The organism is Bradyrhizobium sp. MI1.11 (assembly GCF_055811255.1).
This window is the reverse complement of the sequence record NZ_JBVVPM010000021.1, coordinates 76,364-96,998: the sequence shown is the minus strand read 5'-3', so window position 1 is coordinate 96,998 and position 20,635 is coordinate 76,364. Positions and strand designations below refer to the sequence as shown.

Annotated in this window: 26 protein-coding genes and 1 tRNA gene; 6 read left to right on the top strand and 21 right to left on the bottom strand. The window is 58.2% G+C overall.

Annotated features, from left to right (window positions below):
• Positions 1-2: 2 nt before the first annotated feature.
• A complete protein-coding gene (locus AC0L30_RS21625) occupies positions 3-989 on the bottom strand; it encodes a TRAP transporter substrate-binding protein (protein ID WP_473405166.1) in 987 nt (328 codons plus the stop codon).
• Positions 990-1,146: 157 nt separating this feature from the next.
• Positions 1,147-1,950, bottom strand: a complete 804-nt coding sequence (locus AC0L30_RS21620; RefSeq protein ID WP_473405165.1) for an enoyl-CoA hydratase-related protein — start codon at positions 1,948-1,950, stop codon at positions 1,147-1,149.
• Between the two features lie 154 nt (positions 1,951-2,104).
• Between AC0L30_RS21620 and AC0L30_RS21615 the strand changes: the two genes are divergently transcribed.
• Positions 2,105-3,079: a ketopantoate reductase family protein gene (locus AC0L30_RS21615; protein ID WP_219684548.1), complete on the top strand. Its 975-nt coding sequence runs from the start codon at positions 2,105-2,107 to the stop codon at positions 3,077-3,079.
• A gap of 4 nt (positions 3,080-3,083) precedes the next feature.
• Here AC0L30_RS21615 and AC0L30_RS21610 read toward each other — a convergent pair whose 3' ends face one another.
• On the bottom strand, positions 3,084-3,761 hold the full coding sequence (locus AC0L30_RS21610) for an alpha/beta hydrolase family protein (RefSeq protein ID WP_473405164.1): 678 nt from the start codon (positions 3,759-3,761) through the stop codon (positions 3,084-3,086).
• Positions 3,762-3,887: 126 nt separating this feature from the next.
• On the opposite strand from AC0L30_RS21610, the gene AC0L30_RS21605 reads away from it, so the two are divergent.
• On the top strand, positions 3,888-5,033 hold the full coding sequence (locus AC0L30_RS21605) for an acyl-CoA dehydrogenase family protein (protein WP_473405163.1): 1,146 nt from the start codon (positions 3,888-3,890) through the stop codon (positions 5,031-5,033).
• Positions 5,034-5,051: 18 nt separating this feature from the next.
• Here the strand turns inward: AC0L30_RS21605 and AC0L30_RS21600 are convergent, their stop codons facing one another.
• On the bottom strand, positions 5,052-5,936 hold the full coding sequence (locus AC0L30_RS21600) for a LysR family transcriptional regulator (protein ID WP_219684546.1): 885 nt from the start codon (positions 5,934-5,936) through the stop codon (positions 5,052-5,054).
• A gap of 70 nt (positions 5,937-6,006) precedes the next feature.
• Between AC0L30_RS21600 and AC0L30_RS21595 the strand changes: the two genes are divergently transcribed.
• Genes AC0L30_RS21595 through AC0L30_RS21585 form a run of 3 tightly spaced genes read left to right on the top strand, consistent with a single transcriptional unit; the run spans position 6,007 to position 7,541 of the window.
• Positions 6,007-6,471, top strand: coding sequence for a DoxX family protein (locus tag AC0L30_RS21595; protein ID WP_246649374.1), 465 nt, complete (start codon positions 6,007-6,009; stop codon positions 6,469-6,471).
• A 19-nt stretch (positions 6,472-6,490) separates the two neighbouring features.
• On the top strand, positions 6,491-6,952 hold the full coding sequence (locus tag AC0L30_RS21590) for a DsrE family protein (RefSeq protein WP_219684545.1): 462 nt from the start codon (positions 6,491-6,493) through the stop codon (positions 6,950-6,952).
• Entirely contained in the window at positions 6,945-7,541 is a 597-nt protein-coding gene (locus AC0L30_RS21585) for a TlpA family protein disulfide reductase (RefSeq protein ID WP_473405162.1), read from the top strand. Before AC0L30_RS21590 ends, AC0L30_RS21585 begins: the two co-directional genes overlap by 8 nt.
• A 6-nt stretch (positions 7,542-7,547) precedes the next feature.
• Here AC0L30_RS21585 and AC0L30_RS21580 read toward each other — a convergent pair whose 3' ends face one another.
• The 13 genes from AC0L30_RS21580 to AC0L30_RS21520 all read right to left on the bottom strand — a co-directional run bounded on the left by AC0L30_RS21580 (position 7,548) and on the right by AC0L30_RS21520 (position 15,615).
• Positions 7,548-8,687 carry an amidohydrolase/deacetylase family metallohydrolase gene (locus tag AC0L30_RS21580; protein ID WP_473405161.1) on the bottom strand — a complete coding sequence of 380 codons (1,140 nt, stop codon included), beginning with the start codon at positions 8,685-8,687 and terminating at the stop codon, positions 7,548-7,550.
• 112 nt (positions 8,688-8,799) lie between these two features.
• Positions 8,800-8,931 (bottom strand): hypothetical protein, encoded by a 132-nt coding sequence (locus AC0L30_RS21575; protein WP_473405160.1) that lies wholly within the window; start codon positions 8,929-8,931, stop codon positions 8,800-8,802.
• 9 nt (positions 8,932-8,940) lie between these two features.
• A complete protein-coding gene (locus tag AC0L30_RS21570; protein WP_473405159.1) occupies positions 8,941-9,663 on the bottom strand; it encodes a DUF2569 family protein in 723 nt (240 codons plus the stop codon).
• A gap of 117 nt (positions 9,664-9,780) precedes the next feature.
• Positions 9,781-9,857 (bottom strand) — tRNA-Arg (locus AC0L30_RS21565).
• A gap of 281 nt (positions 9,858-10,138) precedes the next feature.
• A complete protein-coding gene (locus tag AC0L30_RS21560; RefSeq protein ID WP_473405158.1) occupies positions 10,139-10,396 on the bottom strand; it encodes a hypothetical protein in 258 nt (85 codons plus the stop codon).
• A gap of 123 nt (positions 10,397-10,519) precedes the next feature.
• Positions 10,520-10,663: a hypothetical protein gene (locus AC0L30_RS21555; protein WP_473405157.1), complete on the bottom strand. Its 144-nt coding sequence runs from the start codon at positions 10,661-10,663 to the stop codon at positions 10,520-10,522.
• A gap of 212 nt (positions 10,664-10,875) precedes the next feature.
• Positions 10,876-11,421: a hypothetical protein gene (locus tag AC0L30_RS21550; protein WP_473405156.1), complete on the bottom strand. Its 546-nt coding sequence runs from the start codon at positions 11,419-11,421 to the stop codon at positions 10,876-10,878.
• 733 nt (positions 11,422-12,154) lie between these two features.
• Positions 12,155-12,550: a hypothetical protein gene (locus AC0L30_RS21545; protein WP_473405155.1), complete on the bottom strand. Its 396-nt coding sequence runs from the start codon at positions 12,548-12,550 to the stop codon at positions 12,155-12,157.
• A 644-nt stretch (positions 12,551-13,194) separates the two neighbouring features.
• A complete protein-coding gene (locus tag AC0L30_RS21540; RefSeq protein WP_473405154.1) occupies positions 13,195-13,503 on the bottom strand; it encodes a hypothetical protein in 309 nt (102 codons plus the stop codon).
• A 159-nt stretch (positions 13,504-13,662) separates the two neighbouring features.
• Positions 13,663-14,052 carry a NinB/YbcN family protein gene (locus AC0L30_RS21535; RefSeq protein WP_473405153.1) on the bottom strand — a complete coding sequence of 130 codons (390 nt, stop codon included), beginning with the start codon at positions 14,050-14,052 and terminating at the stop codon, positions 13,663-13,665.
• Positions 14,053-14,055: 3 nt separating this feature from the next.
• Positions 14,056-14,340, bottom strand: a complete 285-nt coding sequence (locus AC0L30_RS21530) for a hypothetical protein (protein WP_473405152.1) — start codon at positions 14,338-14,340, stop codon at positions 14,056-14,058.
• 2 nt (positions 14,341-14,342) lie between these two features.
• Positions 14,343-14,945, bottom strand: coding sequence for a YqaJ viral recombinase family protein (locus AC0L30_RS21525; RefSeq protein ID WP_473405151.1), 603 nt, complete (start codon positions 14,943-14,945; stop codon positions 14,343-14,345).
• Complete coding sequence (locus AC0L30_RS21520; RefSeq protein WP_473405150.1) at positions 14,932-15,615, bottom strand: recombinase RecT; 684 nt, start codon at positions 15,613-15,615, stop codon at positions 14,932-14,934. The genes AC0L30_RS21525 and AC0L30_RS21520 overlap by 14 nt, the downstream gene beginning before the upstream one ends.
• A 101-nt stretch (positions 15,616-15,716) precedes the next feature.
• On the opposite strand from AC0L30_RS21520, the gene AC0L30_RS21515 reads away from it, so the two are divergent.
• Positions 15,717-16,067 carry a hypothetical protein gene (locus AC0L30_RS21515; RefSeq protein WP_473405149.1) on the top strand — a complete coding sequence of 117 codons (351 nt, stop codon included), beginning with the start codon at positions 15,717-15,719 and terminating at the stop codon, positions 16,065-16,067.
• Between the two features lie 561 nt (positions 16,068-16,628).
• On the opposite strand, the gene AC0L30_RS21510 is transcribed toward AC0L30_RS21515, so the two are convergent.
• The 4 genes from AC0L30_RS21510 to AC0L30_RS21495 all read right to left on the bottom strand — a co-directional run bounded on the left by AC0L30_RS21510 (position 16,629) and on the right by AC0L30_RS21495 (position 19,445).
• Positions 16,629-16,790, bottom strand: a complete 162-nt coding sequence (locus tag AC0L30_RS21510) for a hypothetical protein (protein ID WP_473405148.1) — start codon at positions 16,788-16,790, stop codon at positions 16,629-16,631.
• Positions 16,791-16,874: 84 nt separating this feature from the next.
• Positions 16,875-17,300 carry a hypothetical protein gene (locus AC0L30_RS21505; RefSeq protein WP_473405147.1) on the bottom strand — a complete coding sequence of 142 codons (426 nt, stop codon included), beginning with the start codon at positions 17,298-17,300 and terminating at the stop codon, positions 16,875-16,877.
• Between the two features lie 104 nt (positions 17,301-17,404).
• Positions 17,405-18,580: a type IV secretory system conjugative DNA transfer family protein gene (locus AC0L30_RS21500; RefSeq protein ID WP_473405146.1), complete on the bottom strand. Its 1,176-nt coding sequence runs from the start codon at positions 18,578-18,580 to the stop codon at positions 17,405-17,407.
• Positions 18,581-18,854: 274 nt separating this feature from the next.
• A complete protein-coding gene (locus AC0L30_RS21495; RefSeq protein WP_473405145.1) occupies positions 18,855-19,445 on the bottom strand; it encodes a hypothetical protein in 591 nt (196 codons plus the stop codon).
• Positions 19,446-20,635: the final 1,190 nt, after the last annotated feature.

Genomic DNA, 20,635 nt, shown 5'->3' with positions numbered 1-20,635 from the left:
CTTTACTGAGTGGACCGGATGGTGGCGAGCAGATCCTTGCCGAACCGCTTCTCGAATTCCTGGTCGAGCGGCTTGACCGCATCGACGAAGGGTTGGCGATCGAATTTCTCGATCACGTCCATGCCGCCGCTGCGCACCTGCTCGAGCGACGCGGCATCGAGCTTTGCCTGCCATGTCGCCTCCGCCCCCGCTTTTGCCTGCGCGATCAGCGTTGCCTGGTCGGCCGGAGTGAGCTGCTCGAACATGGCACGGTTGGCGATGAACACGATCGGCGCGAAGAAGTGGCCGGTCAATGTGAGGTATTTCTGGACTTCATAGAGACGGGAGCCGGCAATGGTCGGCACCGGATTTTCCTGCCCGTCGAGCCGGCCATCCTTGAGCGCGGTATAGACCAGCGGAAATTCCATCGGGACCACTTCGGCACCGAGCGCCTTGAACGTCATCTGATAGATCGGGTTCGGGATGACACGAATCTTCAGACCCTTGATATCGTCGGGGCTGCGAACAGGCCGCTTGGAATTCGTGACGTTGCGGAAGCCCTGTCGGCCAATCGCCAGCAAGGTCAGCCCCTTGTCGCCGAATTTGGCGGCGATTGCGGCGCCGGCCGGACCTTGCGCCACGGCCTTGGCGTGAGCCGTATCGCGAAACAGGAATGGAATGTCGAACACGCCGAGTTCGGGGACGACCGCACTGACCACCGAACCCGACAGCACCGCCATATCGACGGCGCCGGCCTGCGTCGCTGCGAGAATGGCGTTCTCGCTACCGACTGCATTGGTGGCGCGCTGGTCGATCACGATGTGGTTGCCGGGTAATGCCACCAGCTTCCGGCGAAACTCATCCGCCCCGATCTGCTGCGGGCTCCCCAACTGGGAATTGAACGCCAGAGAGACCAGCCGAGGTGAAGCGGCAACCGGATGCAGGACCAGCAGCGTTGCCGCCGCGACGATCGATCCGGCCTTCCAAAATCCCAGAACTTCTCTGTGCATCCGACACCATGGCGTGACAATTGTCGTAACCATAATGGTCGGGAATGATTGAACTCTTAAGGATGGCCCCGCGGAATTACGGGGATTCGATCCCGCGTGCAGGATTTGGGGAAGGTGCACGATGCAGATCGTATCGGGTTGCTGCTGAGCGGCGCGCTCAGGCCTTGCCGCCACTCCAATTCGCCGCGCGCTTCTCCGCGAACGACGCCAGCCCCTCCGCGGCTTCCGCACTCTGGCGCTTGACCGAATGCAGGTGCACGAGCCGCTCGTAGGCGGCATCGTCCACCGCCATTCCGCCGAACGAGCTCTCCAGTGCCAGCCGCTTGGTCTCGGCCATCGCTTCAGGTCCGTTGGCAAGCAACTGCTCGACCACCTTCGCGCCGGCGGCTTCCAGCTCGGCGAGCGGCACCACGTCGTGGACGAGGCCGATGCGGCGGGCGTCCTCGGCGCCGAAACGTTCCCCGGTCAGCGCGTAGCGGCGGACTTGCCGTACACCAATGGCATCGCAGAGCTGCGGGATGATGATCGCCGCCGTGAGGCCCCAGCGCACTTCGGTGATCGAGAACAGGGCGTTGTCGGCCGCGATCACGACGTCGCAGGCTGCGATCACGCCGGTGCCGCCGCCAAAGCAGCCGCCCTGCACCAGCGCGACCGTCGGGATCGCCAGCGTGTTGAGCCGCTGCACGGCCTCGAACGTCGCACGCGACGCGGCCTCATTCGCATCAGTCGATTGCGGCCGCACGCCGTTGATCCATTTGAGGTCGGCGCCGGCCTGGAAATGCTTGCCGGTGCCCTTGAGCACGACCAAGCGAAGGTTGGGCTTGCTACCGAGATCGTCCATGGCCGCGAGCACGCCCGCGATCAATGCACCGTCATAGGCATTGTTCACTTCGGGCCGATTCAACGTGACGGTCGCAACCCCACGCGCATCCAGGGTCCACAGGACGGGGCTGTCGGTCATCGATGTTCCTCCGCTCGTTTGTTTGGCGCGTACTATGGCCGAGGCTCCGCACCTTGATCCATATCTTTCGAGCGTAGGGCAGCCGCGTCCATCGCATGGCGGCTTGTGTCATGCTGTCGCGGGGCGGCATCAAGGGATCAGGGACGGACATCACATGCGCATCTGCATTTTCGGCGCGGGCGCCGTCGGCAGCCATCTCGCGGTCAGGCTGGCCCGCGCCGGCCACGAGGTCTCGTGCGTAATGCGCGGCGCGCACCTGGAGGCGGTCCGGGCCAACGGCCTCAAGCTGCGCGTCGGCGATTCCGAGGTCTCCGCCAAGGTGAACGCCTCCGGCGATCCGGCCCAACTCGGCCCCCAGGACGTCGTGATCAGCACCTTGAAGGCAACCGCGTTGACCGGGCTGGTCTCCAGCCTCAAGCCGCTGCTGCAGGACGACACCGCGATCGTGTTCGCGCAGAACGGCATTCCCTGGTGGTACGGGATCGGCCTGCCGCCGCGACACCCGACCCCGCCGGACATTTCCTTTCTCGACCCGGGCGGGCGCTTGCGCGCCTGCATCCCGAAGGAGCGGATCGTCGGCGGCGTGGTCTTCTCCTCCAACGAGGTGATCGCGCCTGGCGTGGTGCAGAACCTGACGCCGGACCGCAACCGCCTGCTGATCGGCGAATGCGACGACCGCAATTGCGAGCGCATCACGACGCTGCGCGGTGTCTTCACCGACGCGCGGCTGGAATCGCCGCCGGTTGCCGAGATCCGCGAGGCGATCTGGTCAAAGCTGCTGACCAACATGTCGTTGTCGGTGCTGTGCCTGCTCACCGGCCAGACCGCGCGCGGCGTGCGCGACGATCCTGCATTCGCCGAGGTCATCCCGCGGATGCTGAACGAGGCCAACGAGATCGCCCAGCACTTCATCCCCGAGGTCAAGCGCGTGAGCCGCAGTGGTCCCGCGCCCAATCACAAGCCGTCGCTGCTGCAAGACTACGAGCTCGGCCGCGCCATGGAGATCGACGTCCTGGTGAAGGCGCCCCAAGCCTTCGCGCGCACCGCCGGCCTGTCGACGCCGACCCTCGATCTCATTGCCGCGCTCGCGATCCAGAAGGCGCGCGACAAGGGGCTATATTCGGCGTGAGATTTCAGGCGAGCTTGTCGATCCAGTCCGCGAGCGTGTCGAGCACCTCCGCAAGCGCCTCTTCGTTGCTGCGACCGGACTTTTTCAGCACCGCGAAGGAGTGATCGCCGCCCTCGATCTCGTGCAGCGTCGCCTTCGGGGCAAGAGCGGCGATGACGGGCTTGAGGAGGCCGAGATCGGCGAGCCCATCGCGGGTGCCTTGCAGGAACAGCATCGGGATCTCGATACGGGCGAGGTGCTCGGCACGCTCGGTCGATGGCTTCTTGTCGGCGTGCAGGGGAAAGCCGAGGAAGGCGAGCCCTTTGACATGAGGCAGCGGAGCTTTGGACTGCGCCTGCGAGGTCATGCGCCCACCAAACGATTTTCCGCCCGCAACGAGCATCACACCGGGGCAGAGCCGCGCGGCTTCCTCGACTGCCGCACGGATCGTGGCGTGGGCGACCGCCGGCTGGTCGGGACGACCCTGTTTGTTTTCCATGTAGGGAAAATTGAAGCGGAACGTCGCGATGCCGCGAGCAGCGAGCCCCCCCGCAATCTTGTCCATCGATGCGTGCCGCATCCCTGCACCGGCACCATGGGCCAGCACATAACAGGCGCGCGCATTGTCCGGCTGCGTCAGGATCGCAGAGACCGTGCCGATGCGCGCGATGTCGAGCTTGAGCTCTTGAGTTTTGACAGCCACAATCAACCATCCCAACAGACGCGTTTCCGGTCGCCTTGGTAGCGTCACCGGCGCAGCCTGAAAACACAATAATTGCCGCCAAAGGCTGGCCTACCAAGCCGGCAAGCCGCATTGACCGAGGTGACCATGTCCTACCGCTCCTCCTGGATGACCGAAGAGCTCGAAATCTTCCGCGATCAGTTCCGGAAGTATCTTGCCAAGGATCTCGCCCCGCACGCCGAAAAATGGCGCGAGCAGAAGATGGTCGACCGCTTTGCCTGGCGCGGGCTCGGCGAGATGGGCGCGCTGCTGGCGAGCGTGCCGGAGGAATATGGCGGCCTCGGCGCGACCTTCGCCTATGATGCCGCCGTGCTCGACGACCTCGAAAGCACGGTGCCGGAGCTGACGACCGGCGTCTCCGTGCACAGCGCCATCGTCGCGCACTACATCCTCAATTACGGCTCCGAGGAGCAGAAGAAGCGCTGGCTGCCGAAGATGGCCTCGGGCGAGATGGTCGGTGCCATCGCCATGACCGAGCCCGGCACCGGCTCGGATTTGCAGGCCGTCAAGACCACGGCCAGGAAGCAGGGCAATTCCTACGTCATCAACGGACAGAAGACTTTCATCACCAACGGCCAGGCCGCCGATCTCGTCATCGTGGTCGCACGCACCGGCGATGTCGGCGCCAAGGGCATTTCGCTGATCGTGGTCGAAACCTCAGGCGCGGATGGATACAAGCGCGGGCGCAACCTCGACAAGATCGGCCTGCATGCCTCCGACACGTCCGAGCTGTTTTTCGACAACGTCGCGGTTCCGCCGGACAATTTGCTCGGCGGCGAGGAAGGCCAGGGCTTCGTGCAGTTGATGCAGCAACTGCCGCAGGAGCGCCTCGCGCTCGCGGTCGGCGCGGTCGCCGCGATGGAGCGTGCGATAAGACTCACCGTCGACTACACCAAGGAACGAAAGGCTTTCGGCAAGCCACTGATGGATTTCCAGAACACCGCCTTCAAGCTCGCCGAGCGCAAGACCGAAGCGATGATCGCCCGCGTCTTCGTCGACTGGTGCGTCGAGCGGCTGGTCGCCAAGGACCTCGACACCGTCACGGCGTCGATGGCGAAATACTGGTGCTCGGAGAAGCAGGTCGAGACCGCCGACGAATGCCTCCAGCTGTTCGGCGGCTACGGCTACATGCAGGAATATCCGATCTCGCGCATCTTCATCGATTCCCGCATCCAGAAGATCTATGGCGGCACGAACGAGATCATGAAGCTGTTGATCGCGAGGTCGCTCTAATCAGCTCGCTATAGCCGGCTATCTCATCCGCTTGTCGGCCGCGACGAAGTCGATGAACGTCCGGACCTTGGCAGAAAGGTATTTGCGGCTGGGATAGACCGCGAATAGCTTGCCCTCGAACAGGACCTGCCCGGGCATGACGTGCTCGAGGCGGCCGGCGGTGATATCCTCCGCGACCAGCCATTTCGGCAGGAAGGCGAGGCCCATGCCTTCGAGCGCCGCCATGTGCAGCAGCGTTTCATTGCCGCTGCGCAGGACCGGATTGAGCTTAACGGTCTCGGTGCCGTGCTCGCCCTCGAAGGAGAAGGTTTCACCCGGGTACAGCGCGTAGTGCAGCATCGCCTGGCCGGCGAGATCGGCAAGTTTGGTCGGGCGCCCCGCGCGATCGAGATAAGCGGGCGCGCCGACCATATGGAACGCAACCTTGGTGATGGGCCGCGCGATCAGCGCCTCGTCGGGCGCGGCGGTCGCGCGAAGGGCGAGATCGAATCCCTCCTCGACCAGATTGACCATCCGTCCGCTGAGATCGACGTCTAGGCGCACTTCGGGATAGCGCGCCTGGTAGTCCGCCAGCACGCCCGCGAAGATCGTGTTCGCCATCCACACCGGCGCGGTCAGCCGCAGCGTGCCGCGCGGAACGACCGTCGCATTGCTGACGGCGGCTTCGACCTCGTCGAGGGAGTCCAGCATCTGCCGCGCCTGCTCGAAATAGAGCGCTCCGCTTTCGCTCAGGCTGACGCGCCGACTGGTGCGGTTGAGCAGCCGCGTGCCCAGCCGCTTCTCGAGCTGCATCACATGCTTGCTCGCCATCGCGGGCGAGATGCGCAGGCGCTGCGCCGCGGTCGCGAAGCTCTTCAGCTCGGCCACAAGGCAGAACACCCTCATGCTGACTAAGGAATCCATGAAATCATCAACACCCAGGAAATGAACTAATCCCGGGACGCATAATGATCAAATATGAGGAAACTATCAAATGGTGGCGACCGTCACCTTTTTTGGAGAACCACCCGTGTCCACCACCGCCTTCGAGACTGCCTCCCCCGGCCGCGCCATTCGTATCGGCCTTTGGGTCGCACAGGCCCTGCTCTTTTTCGTTTTCACCGCGGCCGGGCTGGTCAAGCTGCTGACGCCGATTCCAGAGCTTGCCGCGATGATGCCCTGGGCCGGCCAGTATTCCGCAACGTTCGTCCGGTTCATCGGGCTGGTCGATCTCGCCGGCGGAATCGGCATCCTGCTGCCGGCGCTGACGCGGGTCCTGCCCCGGCTGACGGTGTTGGCTGCACTGGGCTGCTCCATGTTGCAGGTGTTGGCGCTCGTCTTCCACATCTCGCGCGGCGAGGCGCCGGTCACGCCGCTCAACGTCGTTCTGCTCGCGCTCAGCCTGTTCGTGCTGTGGGGGCGCGACCGCAAGGCGCCGATCGCGCCGCGTCAGTTCTGAACAGCTGAACGCCGCAGCCATGATTTCTGCCAACGGATGGTCCCGCAGGGGCCTGCTCGCCGGCACCGCGATCCTCACGGCCGGCGGCACCGCCGCGGCCAAGGAGGATCGTCTCGCCGACGGCGTCGTGATCCTGATCGACAGCAACGAGCCCTATGTCATGGGACACGCGATCAGCTACTCGGCCAACCTCTCGAAGCACTTTGCGGACAGGGGCGCGCGATTGCTGATCGAGGTCGTCGCCAATGGTAAGGGCATCGACGTCTTTCGGGCGGACAGGAGTCCGCTGGTCGAGCCGCTCGCGGCGCTGCGGCAGTCGCTGCCCAACCTCGCCTACAGCATGTGCGCATCGTCAAAAGCGATCGCCGAAGCCAAGGAGCAGGTCCCGATTCCGCTGATAGCAGGTGCCAGCCTCGTGCCGTTCGGCATCGGCCGCGTGGTCGATCTGCAACTCAAGGGCTGGGCCTACATTCATGCGTGAGACCGCGCGCGAAAGCGGTCCATTGCCGTCGCGGCGATCGATCATGATGGCCGCGCCGGCGCTTGTTGCCTCCTTCCGCGCGGCCCATGCGCAGGAAGACTGGCCGCCGGTGTTCGAGGCCGGCCGCAGTCAGTTCACGCTGGTGCGGCCGCGCGCGTCGATGCCAATGCTCAGGCTTCAAGACATTGGCGGGAAGGAGGTCGCGTTGAGCGCGAAGCCGGGCCGCATCACCCTCGTCAATTTCTGGGCCACCTGGTGCGCGGCCTGCCGGCTCGATCTGCCTGTGCTCGCAAGTCTCGCGGGATCACGGTCGGACCGGCTCGATGTTGTCGCGATCTGCACGGATACCAAAGACCTGCGCAAGATCCGCACCTTCCTCGGCGGCCTCGCCGTGCAGAACCTCGCTTGCTATGTCGACGCCTATGGCGCGGCGGCCGAAGCGTCGACCGCGATGTTCTCCCTCGTCGGCATGCCCATCACCTATCTCGTTGGAACGAGCGGTCACGTCGAGGGCTACATCGCCGGTGCGCCCGACTGGCTTTCTCCGGCAGGCGCGCGGCTGCTGCAATTCTATCGCGAGCGGGGCTAGCGCCGCTCAATTCGGATGCCACCAGCGGCCGCCGATCACGACGCCTTCAGACACGATCTTGCGGTCACCGATCAGGTGCTCGCCGACGACGTCCTCATAGTCGAACTGGCCTTCCCTCACCGAGATCAGCGTGGCGTCGCCGACGCTGCCCGGCTTGAGGCTGCCGAGCTCGGGGCGCCGCAGCGCCATCGCCGCGTTGACGGTCGAGGTTGCGATGACGTCGGACAGCGGCATGCCCATGCACAGGAATTTCGAGAGGGTCGTCACCTGGTCGAAGGCCGGGCCGTCGATGCAGAGTTGATGAATGTCGGACGAGATGGTGTCCGGATAGAAGCCGTTGGCGAGCATGGCGCGCGCAGTCTTGAACGCGAACGAGCCCTTGCCGTGCCCGATGTCGAACAGCACGCCGCGCTCGCGGGCGTCGAGCACCGCCCGCTTCACCGTGCCCTGCGCGGTCGCGGGCGTGTTGGGGAAGGGCCGGAACGCATGGGTGAGCACGTCGCCGGGGCGCAGACGCGCCAGCACCTCCTCGTAGCTCGGCGGCGGATGATCGATATGCGCCATCAGGGGCATGCCGACTTCGTTCGCGACCTCGAGCGCGATGTCGAGCGGCACGACGCCCGACGTGCCCGAGGAATGCAGCCCCACGCGGACCTTGATGCCGACGATGAGATCGCGGTTGGCATCGGCCACCTTGGCCGCCTCGATCGGATTCATCAGCCGCAGCTCCTCGCTCTCGCCGACCATGATCCGGTGCGAGAAGCCGAAAATGCCGGCATGCGAGACGTGCAGATAAGCGAGAATGCGAACCTGGCTCGGCTCGATCACATGCTTGCGGAAGCCCGCGAAATTGCCGGGCCCCGCGCTGCCGGTATCGACCGCGGTGGTGACGCCGGAGAGGCGGCAGAATTCCTCGGCGTCGATGCCGAGCGACGTGCCGCCCCAATAGACATGGGTGTGGAGATCGATCAGCCCCGGAGTCACGATGAACCGCGAGACATCGCGCACGTCAGTGCCCGGATCTGCCTTGAGCCCGGTGCCGATCGCAGCGACCTTGCCGCCGGAAAAGGCGACATCGGTCACGGCGTCGAGCTTCTGGGACGGGTCGACCACACGGCCGCCGCGCAGGATCAAGTCGAAGGGCATTGTCGTCTCCGGATATGGCAGCGAGGCGGGAAACAAACCAGGCTGGAAGGCAGAGTTCCAGCTTGATCACCCCTGTAGCAATTTTCGCGCCGCCGAAGCAAATCGGCCGCGATCAGTGCCCGTTGGACTTGCGATCTGCGCGCGGCGCCTGGTCCTTCAGCCGCTCCAGTGCATCCGGCATCATGCGGCCGAACATCGAGCTCAGCATCGCGGTCGGGATCAGGCCCGACGCAAAGCGGACCACAAACGCGACTTATTTCGTGAACGTATTCGCGACTCTGCGGGAGCGAAGCACGTACGTTATCCAAACCGCGGCACTCGTCACACGGACAACCGCCTGTCCGACCTGTCGCGTTTCAATGATGAAAAAATCGCTGAAAGGTCGGTTCAGCGCGGCGGAAAAAAACGATGCGACGCAGAGGAGATCGACGAGCGGCATCAGCACAGCGCAGATCATTTGCACGATGAAAAAGGCGGGAAATCTGTGGGAGTGTCTGAACAGGAGCACCGTTGTCCAGACCGAGAAGCCTATCATGGCGGCATTTATCAGCATTTCGCTCCAGATCACCGTCGGAAAGTAAGTCCAGGTTTCGTCGGTGATCGACTGCACGTATTGTCCGACGTTGAAGATCAGGCGCAGAATGCCCATCACTTGGCCGAACGCGAGTAGCGCGAGCCAACCGCTGATGCCGGTCATCTCGGGTTGGACGTTCTTGAAGGCAGCAGCGTCTTCTGCGGGAACGGACGGCTCCCGCGTGGCGTTGACCGGTTGCGGTGCCGGCATCGGCGACTGCGTTCGAAAGAGGTGCTCCGTGATCTCACGCACCTCCGCGACCGGCTTCCAGCTCTCCCAGCCCTCCCGCCAGACCAACACGCGCGGTGAATCTGCGATGCGAGCCAGTAGCGGAAGGAGCTCCGATATCGGCATCGGACCGCGTTTCTGCCCACCTTCCGCGTAGAACCACGAATCCGCCATGCGAACGCCCCCCTGCACCCGCCATATCCTAGCCGGCGATCGACACACGTCACGATAGAAAGTAATTGGAGGGGCGACCAGTACCGCGGCCGTCGCGGCGCTTAGCTCTCGAGAAAATGGCGATCCCGGGAAGACTCGAACTTCCGACCTACGGTTTAGGAAACCGTCGCTCTATCCGGCTGAGCTACGGGACCGGATCAATGATATCAAAGGCTTAGGCTGCTTCTTGTTTTTCGTTAGGCACCGTTTTGGCACGTCGTTGATGCGTGCGAATGCGGTGACAGTTAGAGCAAACCAAATCGCATTTCGCAAGTTCGTCGATAGCCGTTTGGAGACTGCCGACGAGATGCAAACGGTTCGGCTCGTAAAGCTTTACCACTTCAGGCCGATGGTCAAAGTCCATCACGTAATATGGATGGGTGTGTTTGCAGTCCGTACCATGAAAAGGCCCCGGATTTCTCCGGGGCCTTTCTCATTATTCTCTTTCTTTGACGATGGTCTTGCTGCGGGTACCGTCATCATGTTCTTTCTTGATGACGGTCGTGCGGTCGGTAGGTTCGCGCTCCTTGACTACGGTCTCGCGCTCACGAACACGGTCACGATCGTAGCCGGGACTTTGACCAACGGTCACGCCAGCGCCACCTGGGCCGACGCCAACACCGACGCCGACTTCATCCGCAAGTGCGGGCGTGGCAAGCGCGCACACTGCAGCTAGTAGTACTAGACGTTTCATGGGCATCTCCTGTTTCCGTACCGAAAAGGAGAAATCCATCGCGTTGCACGAAGTTCCTGCAAATCTCTCTGGAACTTCCGTCAGAACAAAAGGTGATGCCGGTGTCGCCACCGGCACCGTTCCTTACTTGCGCTGACCCTTCGTCTCGTCCTGCGACAATACGGAAGCTGCCAGCTTCTTGGCCTCGGTGATCGTCGGCTTCTTATCGCCGCTGAGCACCTTGGACGCGAGTGTCGAGAGCTTGCTCGACGATTGCTTCTTAGACATTTGTAATCCTCGGGATAGTGGACAGATTGAGTTTGGTCGACTACATATCCCGCAAGCACCGAGGCTTTCGCCCCGATGCCGGCGGGCAGTCTATCTTCTGACGGCTTGCCACATTGGGATACTCCTAGCTCTCCCTCGTGAGGGTCATGGGGTTGAACAGTGCCGACGGGTTCTGTTTTGACGGACCGATGCCCGACGGCGGTGACTAGAAACTACTTAAACATATCCTCGGCGGCCGATTCTTCGGTCGCCGTTTCTGTTTCTTCTTCTATAAGCGTTATCGGAATTCCTGGACCGCCGCCTGCGAACTGGACAGTCGCCCTCGTAGGCTTGGCGTTCGGATACCAGCTCAGCATCCCGAAGCGGCCGTTAGGAAGCTTGTGGAATGTGACGGTATTCTTCGAGAGCGAGTTGCGGAGCGACTGACGCGCGACGTCGTCAGTCTTGGTGTTGAAGGTGTAGCCGCCCTGGGTGAGCGCCTCGAATATTTCATTGATCGTCGCGGCGCCGAGGTTCTGCTGCTTACGCATCTCCAGGATGGTGCGCACCGCCGTTGCAAGCGGCTGCCCATAGAACTGGTCAGGGCGAATACGGCTCGGGACCGCGTCGTCAGGCAGTACGTCGAATGGGAATAACTCATCCCGCTCAGCGACGACGCACAGCGTGTTCACGACCTTCTTCTTCTCGCGGATCTGGCCCTCGAGCTGGCCGATCTCGGCGACGATCTCATCAATTGCCTGGTCTACCGTCTTGCTCATGGCGAATCCGCCTCCAGAGGTTCCAACGGATATACGGTAGGTTGCCAAGTTCCGCAATAGCGTCGATGCGTTCCCGCACGCCTTTTTTCGTTCATGTTGCAGACCATCAAGTAAGCCTTTGGTTTACCGCCATTTTTTATGCAGAGAAAGTTTCATGAGAGTTTCACGTGAAACTACCGTGATTCGGGTTTGTCCGGGTTATCCACGTTGTTCACAGGGTTATCCACCCATTCGGGTGCGGTTTCGGCGAATCGCTGTTCCCTCGGTGTGATGTCGAATCTAGCGACAGCGTACGCCCCTCCGTTGCTCTGCCGAACCGTGCAGACGCGGCGAAGCGCCCGCCCCGGTGGTCGGATCAGGTCGCGATAAGCGGAGTGAGATGGGCTTTTGAAAAGAAAAAGGCCCTCATTTCTGAGGGCCTTCTCTTTTAGAACAGCCGAGATAGTAAGGCTATGATCGACGCCATGTGCAGATTGCACGCGAAGCCGAGACGATAGGTCTTACCGCAGGGCTGGCTGGCTTCGAGAGTGAGCAACACTGTCACGTGTCTCTCCATCTCTTATGTACGAGGGTCCCTTACGGTACGTGCCTTCGCACACTAGGCCAGTAGCTGGGGTTTTTTGTTGAGTGCTCCGTGGTCCCCAACACACTGCACGTATTTCGGTATTCATCTTCTATGTAGATGATGTTTACGGCAGTTCAATGGCCGAAAACTTAGTAAGCCCTTAACGGACTAAAACATCCGTTGTGCCGGCACACACTTCGCAGTCATCCAGGAGAGGAAATGAGCCGTGCCGCCCGCTTTCAATTTCTTTCGCTCTTCAGGTGTCATCACGGTCATCCCCAAGCTGCCGGACACGCGATCGAGGGTCCCCGCCGTAGAGTATTTGTCTGACTCAAAACCAAACGAAATATTGTTCGCTTCAACGCGAATGAGCGGATGATCGGTATACAGCGGTGGCTTGAATGAATTGAGCTCTATATCCAAGATGGCTGTTTCTCCATTTATAGGGATCTGATTGCCCTCGGCCGTCATGCTTCCATTACAGACCAATGTGATGGGAGCAGCATTTGCTGCCCCAATGAATCCCAGCCACACAATGAAGAACGCCCCGAGCCGCATCGTCACCCCCTGTTCGTGCCGCACACGTTTATCTCACCCCTTTGTAGTTGTCGTCGACAATCTCTCTGTGCTGCTCGCAGAGCGGTAGTGATTTCTGTATGTAACTAGGCTCTGTAGGGGTTGATAGCACCTGGCTGATCTCATCTGTTGTTATGAGCATCCTCCCCGTAGCATCAGCGCCGCACACCTTGCCTGTATTACCAGGCACGACGTAGCAGCAGCGATCTTTCAGAGTGATGGGTGTGTCATTGGAGGGACCGACGAGCTTCCATCTTTTTCCCACCTTTACGAGAGTGCCGGAATCGAAGGCGGAGTCTCGTACCGTTCTGCGGTAGTTTTTTGGATTGGGCCACCAGTTGGAGATGTCGCGGAGTTCGGTCATACAAAAATAGTGAATGTTCTCCGTCCCGATGACATGTGCGGCTCTGTGCACTCGACACACGAGTCATTGTCTCCGATAGTGAACATTTCGCATTGTCTGTGCTTGTAGTACCGCATCTCCTTGATTTCTTCGATTGTTGCTACGCGGGGGTCTTCTCCTAATTCGTCTTCGATTGCTTCTTTAAACGCAGCAAGCGCCTCTTCCTTCGTGCGGCACCCCATCGTCATATACCCATCGCCTTCTGATAAACGTATCGCGTATCCTTTTTTCATACCTTTGCTATTCCTGGCTGATAATTCTCGAAGTACGCCAGCGCTGCATCATTGTCCTTGAGCACCTGGGCGCGGTCCTCTGGCCTGACGTACGAGACGCCGTTGATGCTGACGAGGTGATAGATGTAGTCTCGTCCAGTATCCTCCTCGCGAAACTCGTATTGATCCTTAGTTTCGAGGTCGCGGATGCGACTGGCTAATCTGGTGATCGGCGGCTTTGCGAGTCCGAGACATTCGTTCCGTGAGATTTTTCCAAACGCGAGAAGCCGACCGCGCACCCGCTCCAACTGAGATTTAGGTCTCATGCTGATCTGGGGATAAACCTGTGGATGTGGGGAAAAGTCGGCCTTGATGTTCCTCCTTCATGTGTCGCGCGAGTGCCTCGACAGAGTTGAACGGCTCGTGCGGGCTGCACATTGCGCACCATTTTGGCTGATAGGCTTTCTTGGTTTTTGTTGCCATGTTTAGTGAGGCAAATATCCCGCTGCCTGCGGGTCTGGTAATAGTACTTCGGTCATAGCGCAGATTTTCTCCAGGTATTCTCCGAATTCTACCTTGCCCAGCCCGGTGGTGCTGCGCGGCAGACGTATCTCCTCCCCCCGGATCGTTTTGAATACAGGGGGAAGAAACTTGCGCTTGAAGAATTCGTGGAGGTCGTCGGCGTTCTCGCCGGTCTCGCGCTCGATCACATGTAAGTAGACCCAATAGTAATTGTTCTGAGTGATTGACCGGGTGCGCTTTTCGAGCTCAATGGTGACGTGGCGGCCTTCGTGTGCTGCGAGGAATTCCTGGAATTTCTTTGTGAGAGCCGGACCGAGTGATAGCTTTCCGTCTTTGATGACAGCGCGAAACATACGCTAGAAGGGAATGTCGTCCGGGTTGATGTCGTCCTTCGGGTACTCGATTCCTGAGTTGGTCGTTTGTGCTTCATGTCGTTCGTGCCCTTGTCGCTCCTCCGTGTCGTCCTTAGGCTTCGAAATGAGCACGCGCCAATCGGGATGCCTCTCTTCTTTCTTGTAGCCATTCGTGAAACAGACGATTTTTATCTGCTCGCCATTGACGGTGATGTGGCCGGTCATAAACTGGCCTTTAGCGCCGTTCTTAATCCAGAGTGCACCGATTTCGTTTGCGTCTTTTGCCATATTTAGAATGTGAGCTGATTAACGATGTCGTTCACCTCCTTGATAATGTCGGCTTGGTACGTGAGATATTCGTCAATCTGCTCCTTTAGAGTTTCGCGCTTTACCTCGATGACGAAATAGTCTTTGACGAGGATGCGCGGGTCAAAAAAGACCATATGCAGCGTTTTCAATTTGTCATTGACGATGAAATATTGAAGCACTTGCATCTCGTACTCAGAGGGTACGGCTTTCGTCAGGAAGGCTTCGATATGACGCGCTGATGCGAGGCATTTTGCCTCTACAGCCTCGGTCTTTCCAATGAAGCCATCCGGTGATACCGCGATGCTCTCATTGTCGTCACGGGTCCAAATTACGAGGCTGGTGTCTACTTTCTTGCCGGTCTCATTGACGAACCTCTCCACGGCCTCCGCTTCGAGCCTGGAGCCCCTGTCCATCGGGTTTTCCTCGTCTGCCGGGACGCCCAGGCGCTCGGCAATCAGCTCGTAGAAGCCGATCTTCTTGCCCGTGCCGCGCTTGACGATGATGTCCTTGAGGCGCGATCCGGTAATCTTGCCCCGGCGTGCTGCGAGCCACTCTTCGCGGCTCTCAAACTTAAGCGTTTGCATATTTCGTTTTGAGTTCTTCCTTTACTGCTTCTAATGATTTCTTGGCCTGTATGGGGATGTTGGCCCAGACAGTTTTGAGCTCGTCGAGTGTCTTTACGGCACGGAGCTTCGCTTCGTAGTCAGTGAGATCGACTACATCCGTTTTGATTATTTCGGACTGCCTTTCTTCTTCGACGTACATCTGCGCCATCTCCTCCGGACACGCCATTCGGAGCGCATGCATCTCAGCGACCTTTGCGATCATGGTGCGGGGCTTGCTTGTCCAGAGGTTGCGGCCAGTGGTGTATTCCGTGAAGAAGACGGTTGCGGTGTAATCACCGATGTGCTCGCCAACCTTGCGCTTGATCGTGACGCTGCATGACAGGATTTTATTGCCGTCCATCTCGTAAGTAGGCGCGGACTTCCCGACAACGCCGCTTCTCATGCCGAGCTTGCGGGCGTAATCGATAGATGTGACGAGGCTATAGCCGCCGCTAAACGGGATGGCGTAGATGTTCTTTTGAAGGAAGTCTTCAAATTTGAAGTTGCGGAGCATTCCTTCGAGGATTGCGCGCTTTGCCGTCGGCGCGTCGAGCCCCTTGAAAGTCGTGGCTAGTAATGCGGGTAGCGTTTCTTTGTCTGCGAGTTGTTTGTTGATCTCGTTCTTAATTTCTAAGACGTCGGTAGACATATCATTGTTGGTTACCTTGTAAGTCGTGGCTCGCTGACACGATCGCCAGCGCGAGCTCGTCTGCAGCTCTTTCGTCGTGATCCGGGCAGTAGCCGTGGATCATGATGTTGCTCCAGTGGTCTGGGCAGTTTTCCGATCTTGCTGTGAAGGGCTCTGGCCGTTCTACGTTAGGCATACCTAAGAGTTGGAATACTGAGACTGATCAGTCCCATTGCTGCTGCGATGCTCCACAGTTTGATGCTGTTGACGGCGCGCTCCACGATCTCGAAGAGATGGATGGCTCGGCCACGGTCGCTGAACTTGGAATATCTCACGTTGTTGTAGGTGTAGTGCTTCATACGTGGGTGATGAAGAAGATTGCTAACTCGAAGAAGATTGTCAAAAAGACGCCGAACATCACTCCGCTAGTGAATGTTTCGGTGTCCTCCTTCTCTGTGTATTTCTTTTCTTGATCCATAAATTGATTTGTTTATCCCTTCGCCCCCGCCGCATCGAAAAAGGAGGCGGAGGAAGCGAAAGGTTCGATGCTATTTGTAATGAGAGAGAAAAGCTGGGAGGGAGTGATGAACAAAGTCCCCAGACCAATGGCGGTCCAATCTCAGTGAGATTTATCCGGATGGGTTATCGTAATGGCCCAAACTGCACGCGCCCCCTGCTTCGTGAGAGCATTCCTCGCGCCGTCGTACCTGTGTTTCCCCCTTTTTTACTACTCCTAGAGATGGTCGACTGGATTACCACCGGGTGCCGTTAGGAGCCGTCCTCCACTCTGTTATCCTGCCTACGATCGCTCGCGGCAGACCATTGCCGTCGGGACACTTTATTCACCTGTCCCCTCCAAACTTTCCTCTCTTGAAATCCTATTTAGTTTTCAAAGATCAAAACAGATGGAGAAGCAGAGCGGAATGGGTATGCATGCACTCCATGTCGGGTGCCCCAGTCACTCTGCTTCTTTGATCCACCTACAGCAATTAAAGCACCTATAAGAAAGCGGTCAAGCGCTTGGAGGTGGATAACTACACTCGCTTCTTTTTCTTAGGTTTGGAGCCACCTTTTGCACCGAGCTTTTGAAAATAGTCAGCGCCGTATTTTGTTTCTAACGTGGCACGCGCCTTTTTTGCGTTCTCGCTTCGATGCTGTTTTATAATCTGCTCGCGCGTTTCTTGAGAGACGTTCATGCACCAATGATAGCATGCGCTTACAAGCGGCTCGGCGCTATCCACAGTTCCTAGTGACCGTTGCATTACCGCGCCCCCAGCCCGCTACTTCCCAACTGACGCCTTGGGGTTCGGATAGATCTTCTTGAGCTCATCGGCCATGCGATTTGTTTCCTCTCGTATAGCATTGTACCTGGAAGCTGGAGCGTATTTGTCCGTAATCATCACGCGCAGATCAAGGCGATCGAGTTCAAGCGCGAGCAGCCACGAAATCAAAATGCCCTTTTCAACGCTTCTCTGAGCGATGACCGTCTCCCACATCAGTTGGCAGACCTTTTTGTCCTTGGAATCTGGCTCGAGAATTGAGCACGCTTCCATCCGATATCGTCCTGCTGCGTGAGACGCTGCGTCGTTTGCAGCTATCGACACATTAATGGCCACGGCATAATCTTTGTCCGCTTGTTTATCAGCGTACGCAAGGCTGCCGGAGCACATGAGGCTCAGGGCGACTAATGCTATAAATGCGCGCATGGGATTCACCTTTCCTCAAAGTAAAAGCGTACAGGTAAGGTATTCAGACCAATCGTCGCTTTTGTGCTAGTCGCCCAGATATTAGGCGAAGGCAGCCAATTCAGCTAACAGTTCCTGTCCCAATTCCCCCAGCCCCGAGGAGATTTAGAAAGCATCTTTTCAACAAGCTCACGCGGCCTTCCAAAGTTCGCAGCGGTGTTGCGGATGTTCTTGTCGAGATGTCCCGTCTCCAACTCCACCACCTCCGTCCTGGCAAGCGTCGCATCCGTTCTCCGGCCGTTGAGCGTCGAGACAAAGCGGTACTGACCAATTCCTAAATTCATCAGATCGGTTGCATTCCAGTCGAGAGCCTTGCCGATCAGTGGCGCGTCTTCAGGACCGATACGGAAAGATATCAACGTCTCGCAGTTTCCCAGGATTGCATCTCTCACTTCGTCGGAAAGCTGAGAGATGAACTGATGGGCAAGTGTGAGGTTGAGCTTCCACTTCCTTGCCTCGGAGAGAATGCTGCAGATCACATGCGTACCGAAGACCGGAAACTCGTCGATAATTAGTTGATATTCGATTGGTGGATATGCACTAAGTCCCGAGTTAGTTGAGATTCGCGCTTCTGCCGCTTGCTTAAAAGAATTGATGACCAGTGCGCCAATGAGGGCGGCGGGCTCGTCTCCGAGGTCTGATAAATCAATGACGAGCGGCGTACCTTTCTCAAGAAGAGTGTCGATGTGCAGTGTAGTGGACTGTCCGAGAATGTAGCGGAGCGGAAGGGGATCTGCGAGAGCGGCCACTTTGTTCTGCAGGCTTCCGATCTCCTCAGCTTGCTGCTTTTCTGTTTTGTTGTAGAACTCTCTCCATGTTTGACGAGTCTCTCTATCGGTACACTTCTTTTCCAGGCGGGCTCTGTACGTGCTGTCAGAAAGAATACGCCGAATATCCAACAAGGATGTGCCAGGCGTGTCGAGCAGAAGCCGCAACGAAGCTCGCAAGTAGTATAGAAGCCGAGGCGTCTCAGGTCCGAGCTTCCAAACATCAGCAAAAATAGCCACCACATCGGCGGTGACTTTCCATCTCAGGTCTGGATGGACATCTTGCAGTGGGTTGAGACCGATCAGCGCGGTGAGGTCTGACGGCTTCCAGTAAACGCACTCGCGGCTGTCTGCGATCTCGCGCGCGAGAGTGCCGTGCTTGTCGATCAGACAGAAGGCGCGGTCAGGGATGAGCTGCTTGAGCAGCGTTGATTTTCCAACTCCGGTCGCGCCGATAATATAAGAATGAGCCATCTTTTATCCGGCCACTAAAGATCGCCGGAATGAAAGAGAGCTACGTGGTGCTTACGTCTTGCATATTAGAATCCAAGTGCTCCGTCTTGCATATGTAAATTATATCACGTGCCGCGCCAGCTCAATGTCAGTTCTTGCGGTTGGAAAGCTGTGCGCTGATACGGGCGCGGCGGTCGTGTGTGGTCCGGGACCAAAGAACTCCCTACTTAGATTTTACACCCTGGCTGCACTACGCGTTCATTGAAGAGGCGATCAAATCGCGGAACGCACCGCGTTAGATTGGAAGCCCGGCAGAGTGCGCGGCCGTTTTAAAAGCCGACTGGAAGGCTATCTTAAAAAGAGCACTTCCTGAGTTCTTTGCAAAGGTAAATGCACCGCTTCTTATACTGCGCATTTGAAGATGTCTGACGAGATTTCCCGTCATTTGCATTCGGTCCTGGTCCGTGAGCTGCTTACCTTCCGGAGTGGCCTCTCGCATGAATTCGTCTATTGCGAGGATAATATTCTTTCGCTCGGTTTCGTCTGCCAAACTGACCTGCATTTGATGCGCGCCATCATTGAAGTCGTCAAACACAAGTGCCGGCGTGTCCTTGTCCTCAACTCCGTAAACATCCCGCATCTCTTTAGCTAGCGCGGTGTTGAAGTTCATGGGAACGAGAACAGACGTATCATTCTCATCGATGGGAAGCTTGTTTAGTGGAACAACAATATGCCATCGATCGCCTGATCTTCGGCCAAGTTCAAACCACGTATCGAAGACCCACTTCACAGCCCCTGTGTCGAGGCCGGATGCGACGAAGACGGCAACGATCTGCTTTCGCTTCTCGAGATAGACCACATCGTCGTAGGAATTGATTGCCTCCATGATCTGCCTCCCATTGTTCCGGGCAGATTAATTCAATAGTGAAAACTTGCAAGGCTAGCGTGGCGCGGGAAAAGGGATTGTCGTCTTTGAACTGTGTCACTGCACACTCAGCGAGGAACTGGAACGCGCTGTGTAGTGTAAGGGTGAGTACTGTCCGCATTGTCCGTCAACGAGCGTTCTGACTTCCTACTGGGGTTGTCCTTGAACATGTCCTTGTCCCTGTCCCTGAGCGGAGCGTAAGGGCAGCGCAGGAAGTGCAGGCCAGTAGGAAGTCAGAACGGGAGTGCCTGACGGAATGGATGCGGAAAAGTGAGCAATTGCAAAGCGCTGGAAGCGCGAGGTGGATCACTGGAGGGGGGCAGACAGTGAAGGGGTGTGTTTCATGGTCCTTCTGACCCACGTGAGTGGAAGCGTTCCGACATTTATAGAATGGCAAGCGCGAGCGGGACGCACGTTTTTCTACAGTTGATGTCAAGAGTCGCGAACATGTAAGGTGTCGCGGTCCGACGAGAAGGGGTACTTGTCGCTGGATGAGTCCAGCCATTAAAGCAGTGCCCCCCGACCTCGAAGATTCGGATCGTTCCGCGTACTACCGTTTCGCTATCTAGATTAAAGCGACGTCTACGTGTGCAACGCTGTACGCAAGAAAGCCGCCATTACCAAATGGGGTCATTCGTTTCTCTCTAGTGTGGCAACGCTAGTTCTTTGACAACGGTGATGGCGGCTACTCTTGCTTGGACTATCCCCAGGCTGCCATTATGATCATGAGGATCGCGTGGTCTCAGAGCCCGCCGCTCACTAAGTGAACAACAAGCATAGGCTGACGCATGACACGTCACTCCCAATGGGAGCTCTCGAGGAAAACTATTTAGACAGAGATTTGATGAAGCCGGGCCTTTTCCAAAGGGCTGTGAGTGCTTCTTTTCGTGCTGAGACACAGATTGGATGGGAGGGAGGACGTGTGGCCTTTTACCCTCCTTTCTCATCTATACCCCAGCTACGACTTCGATGATTGACTTTGCTTTGGCGGCGTTATGGTCCTTACGTCCGGACACTTATGAAATCTGCGCGCAAGCCATCCGTACTTAGTTTCTGGAGTAGCGGCGTCGCCACCGGAACCGCCAAAACGAAATCAACCATCTCGTTTTTAGCAGACGCTTATTTATGCTGATTGGCTTCGGGCGAGAGAG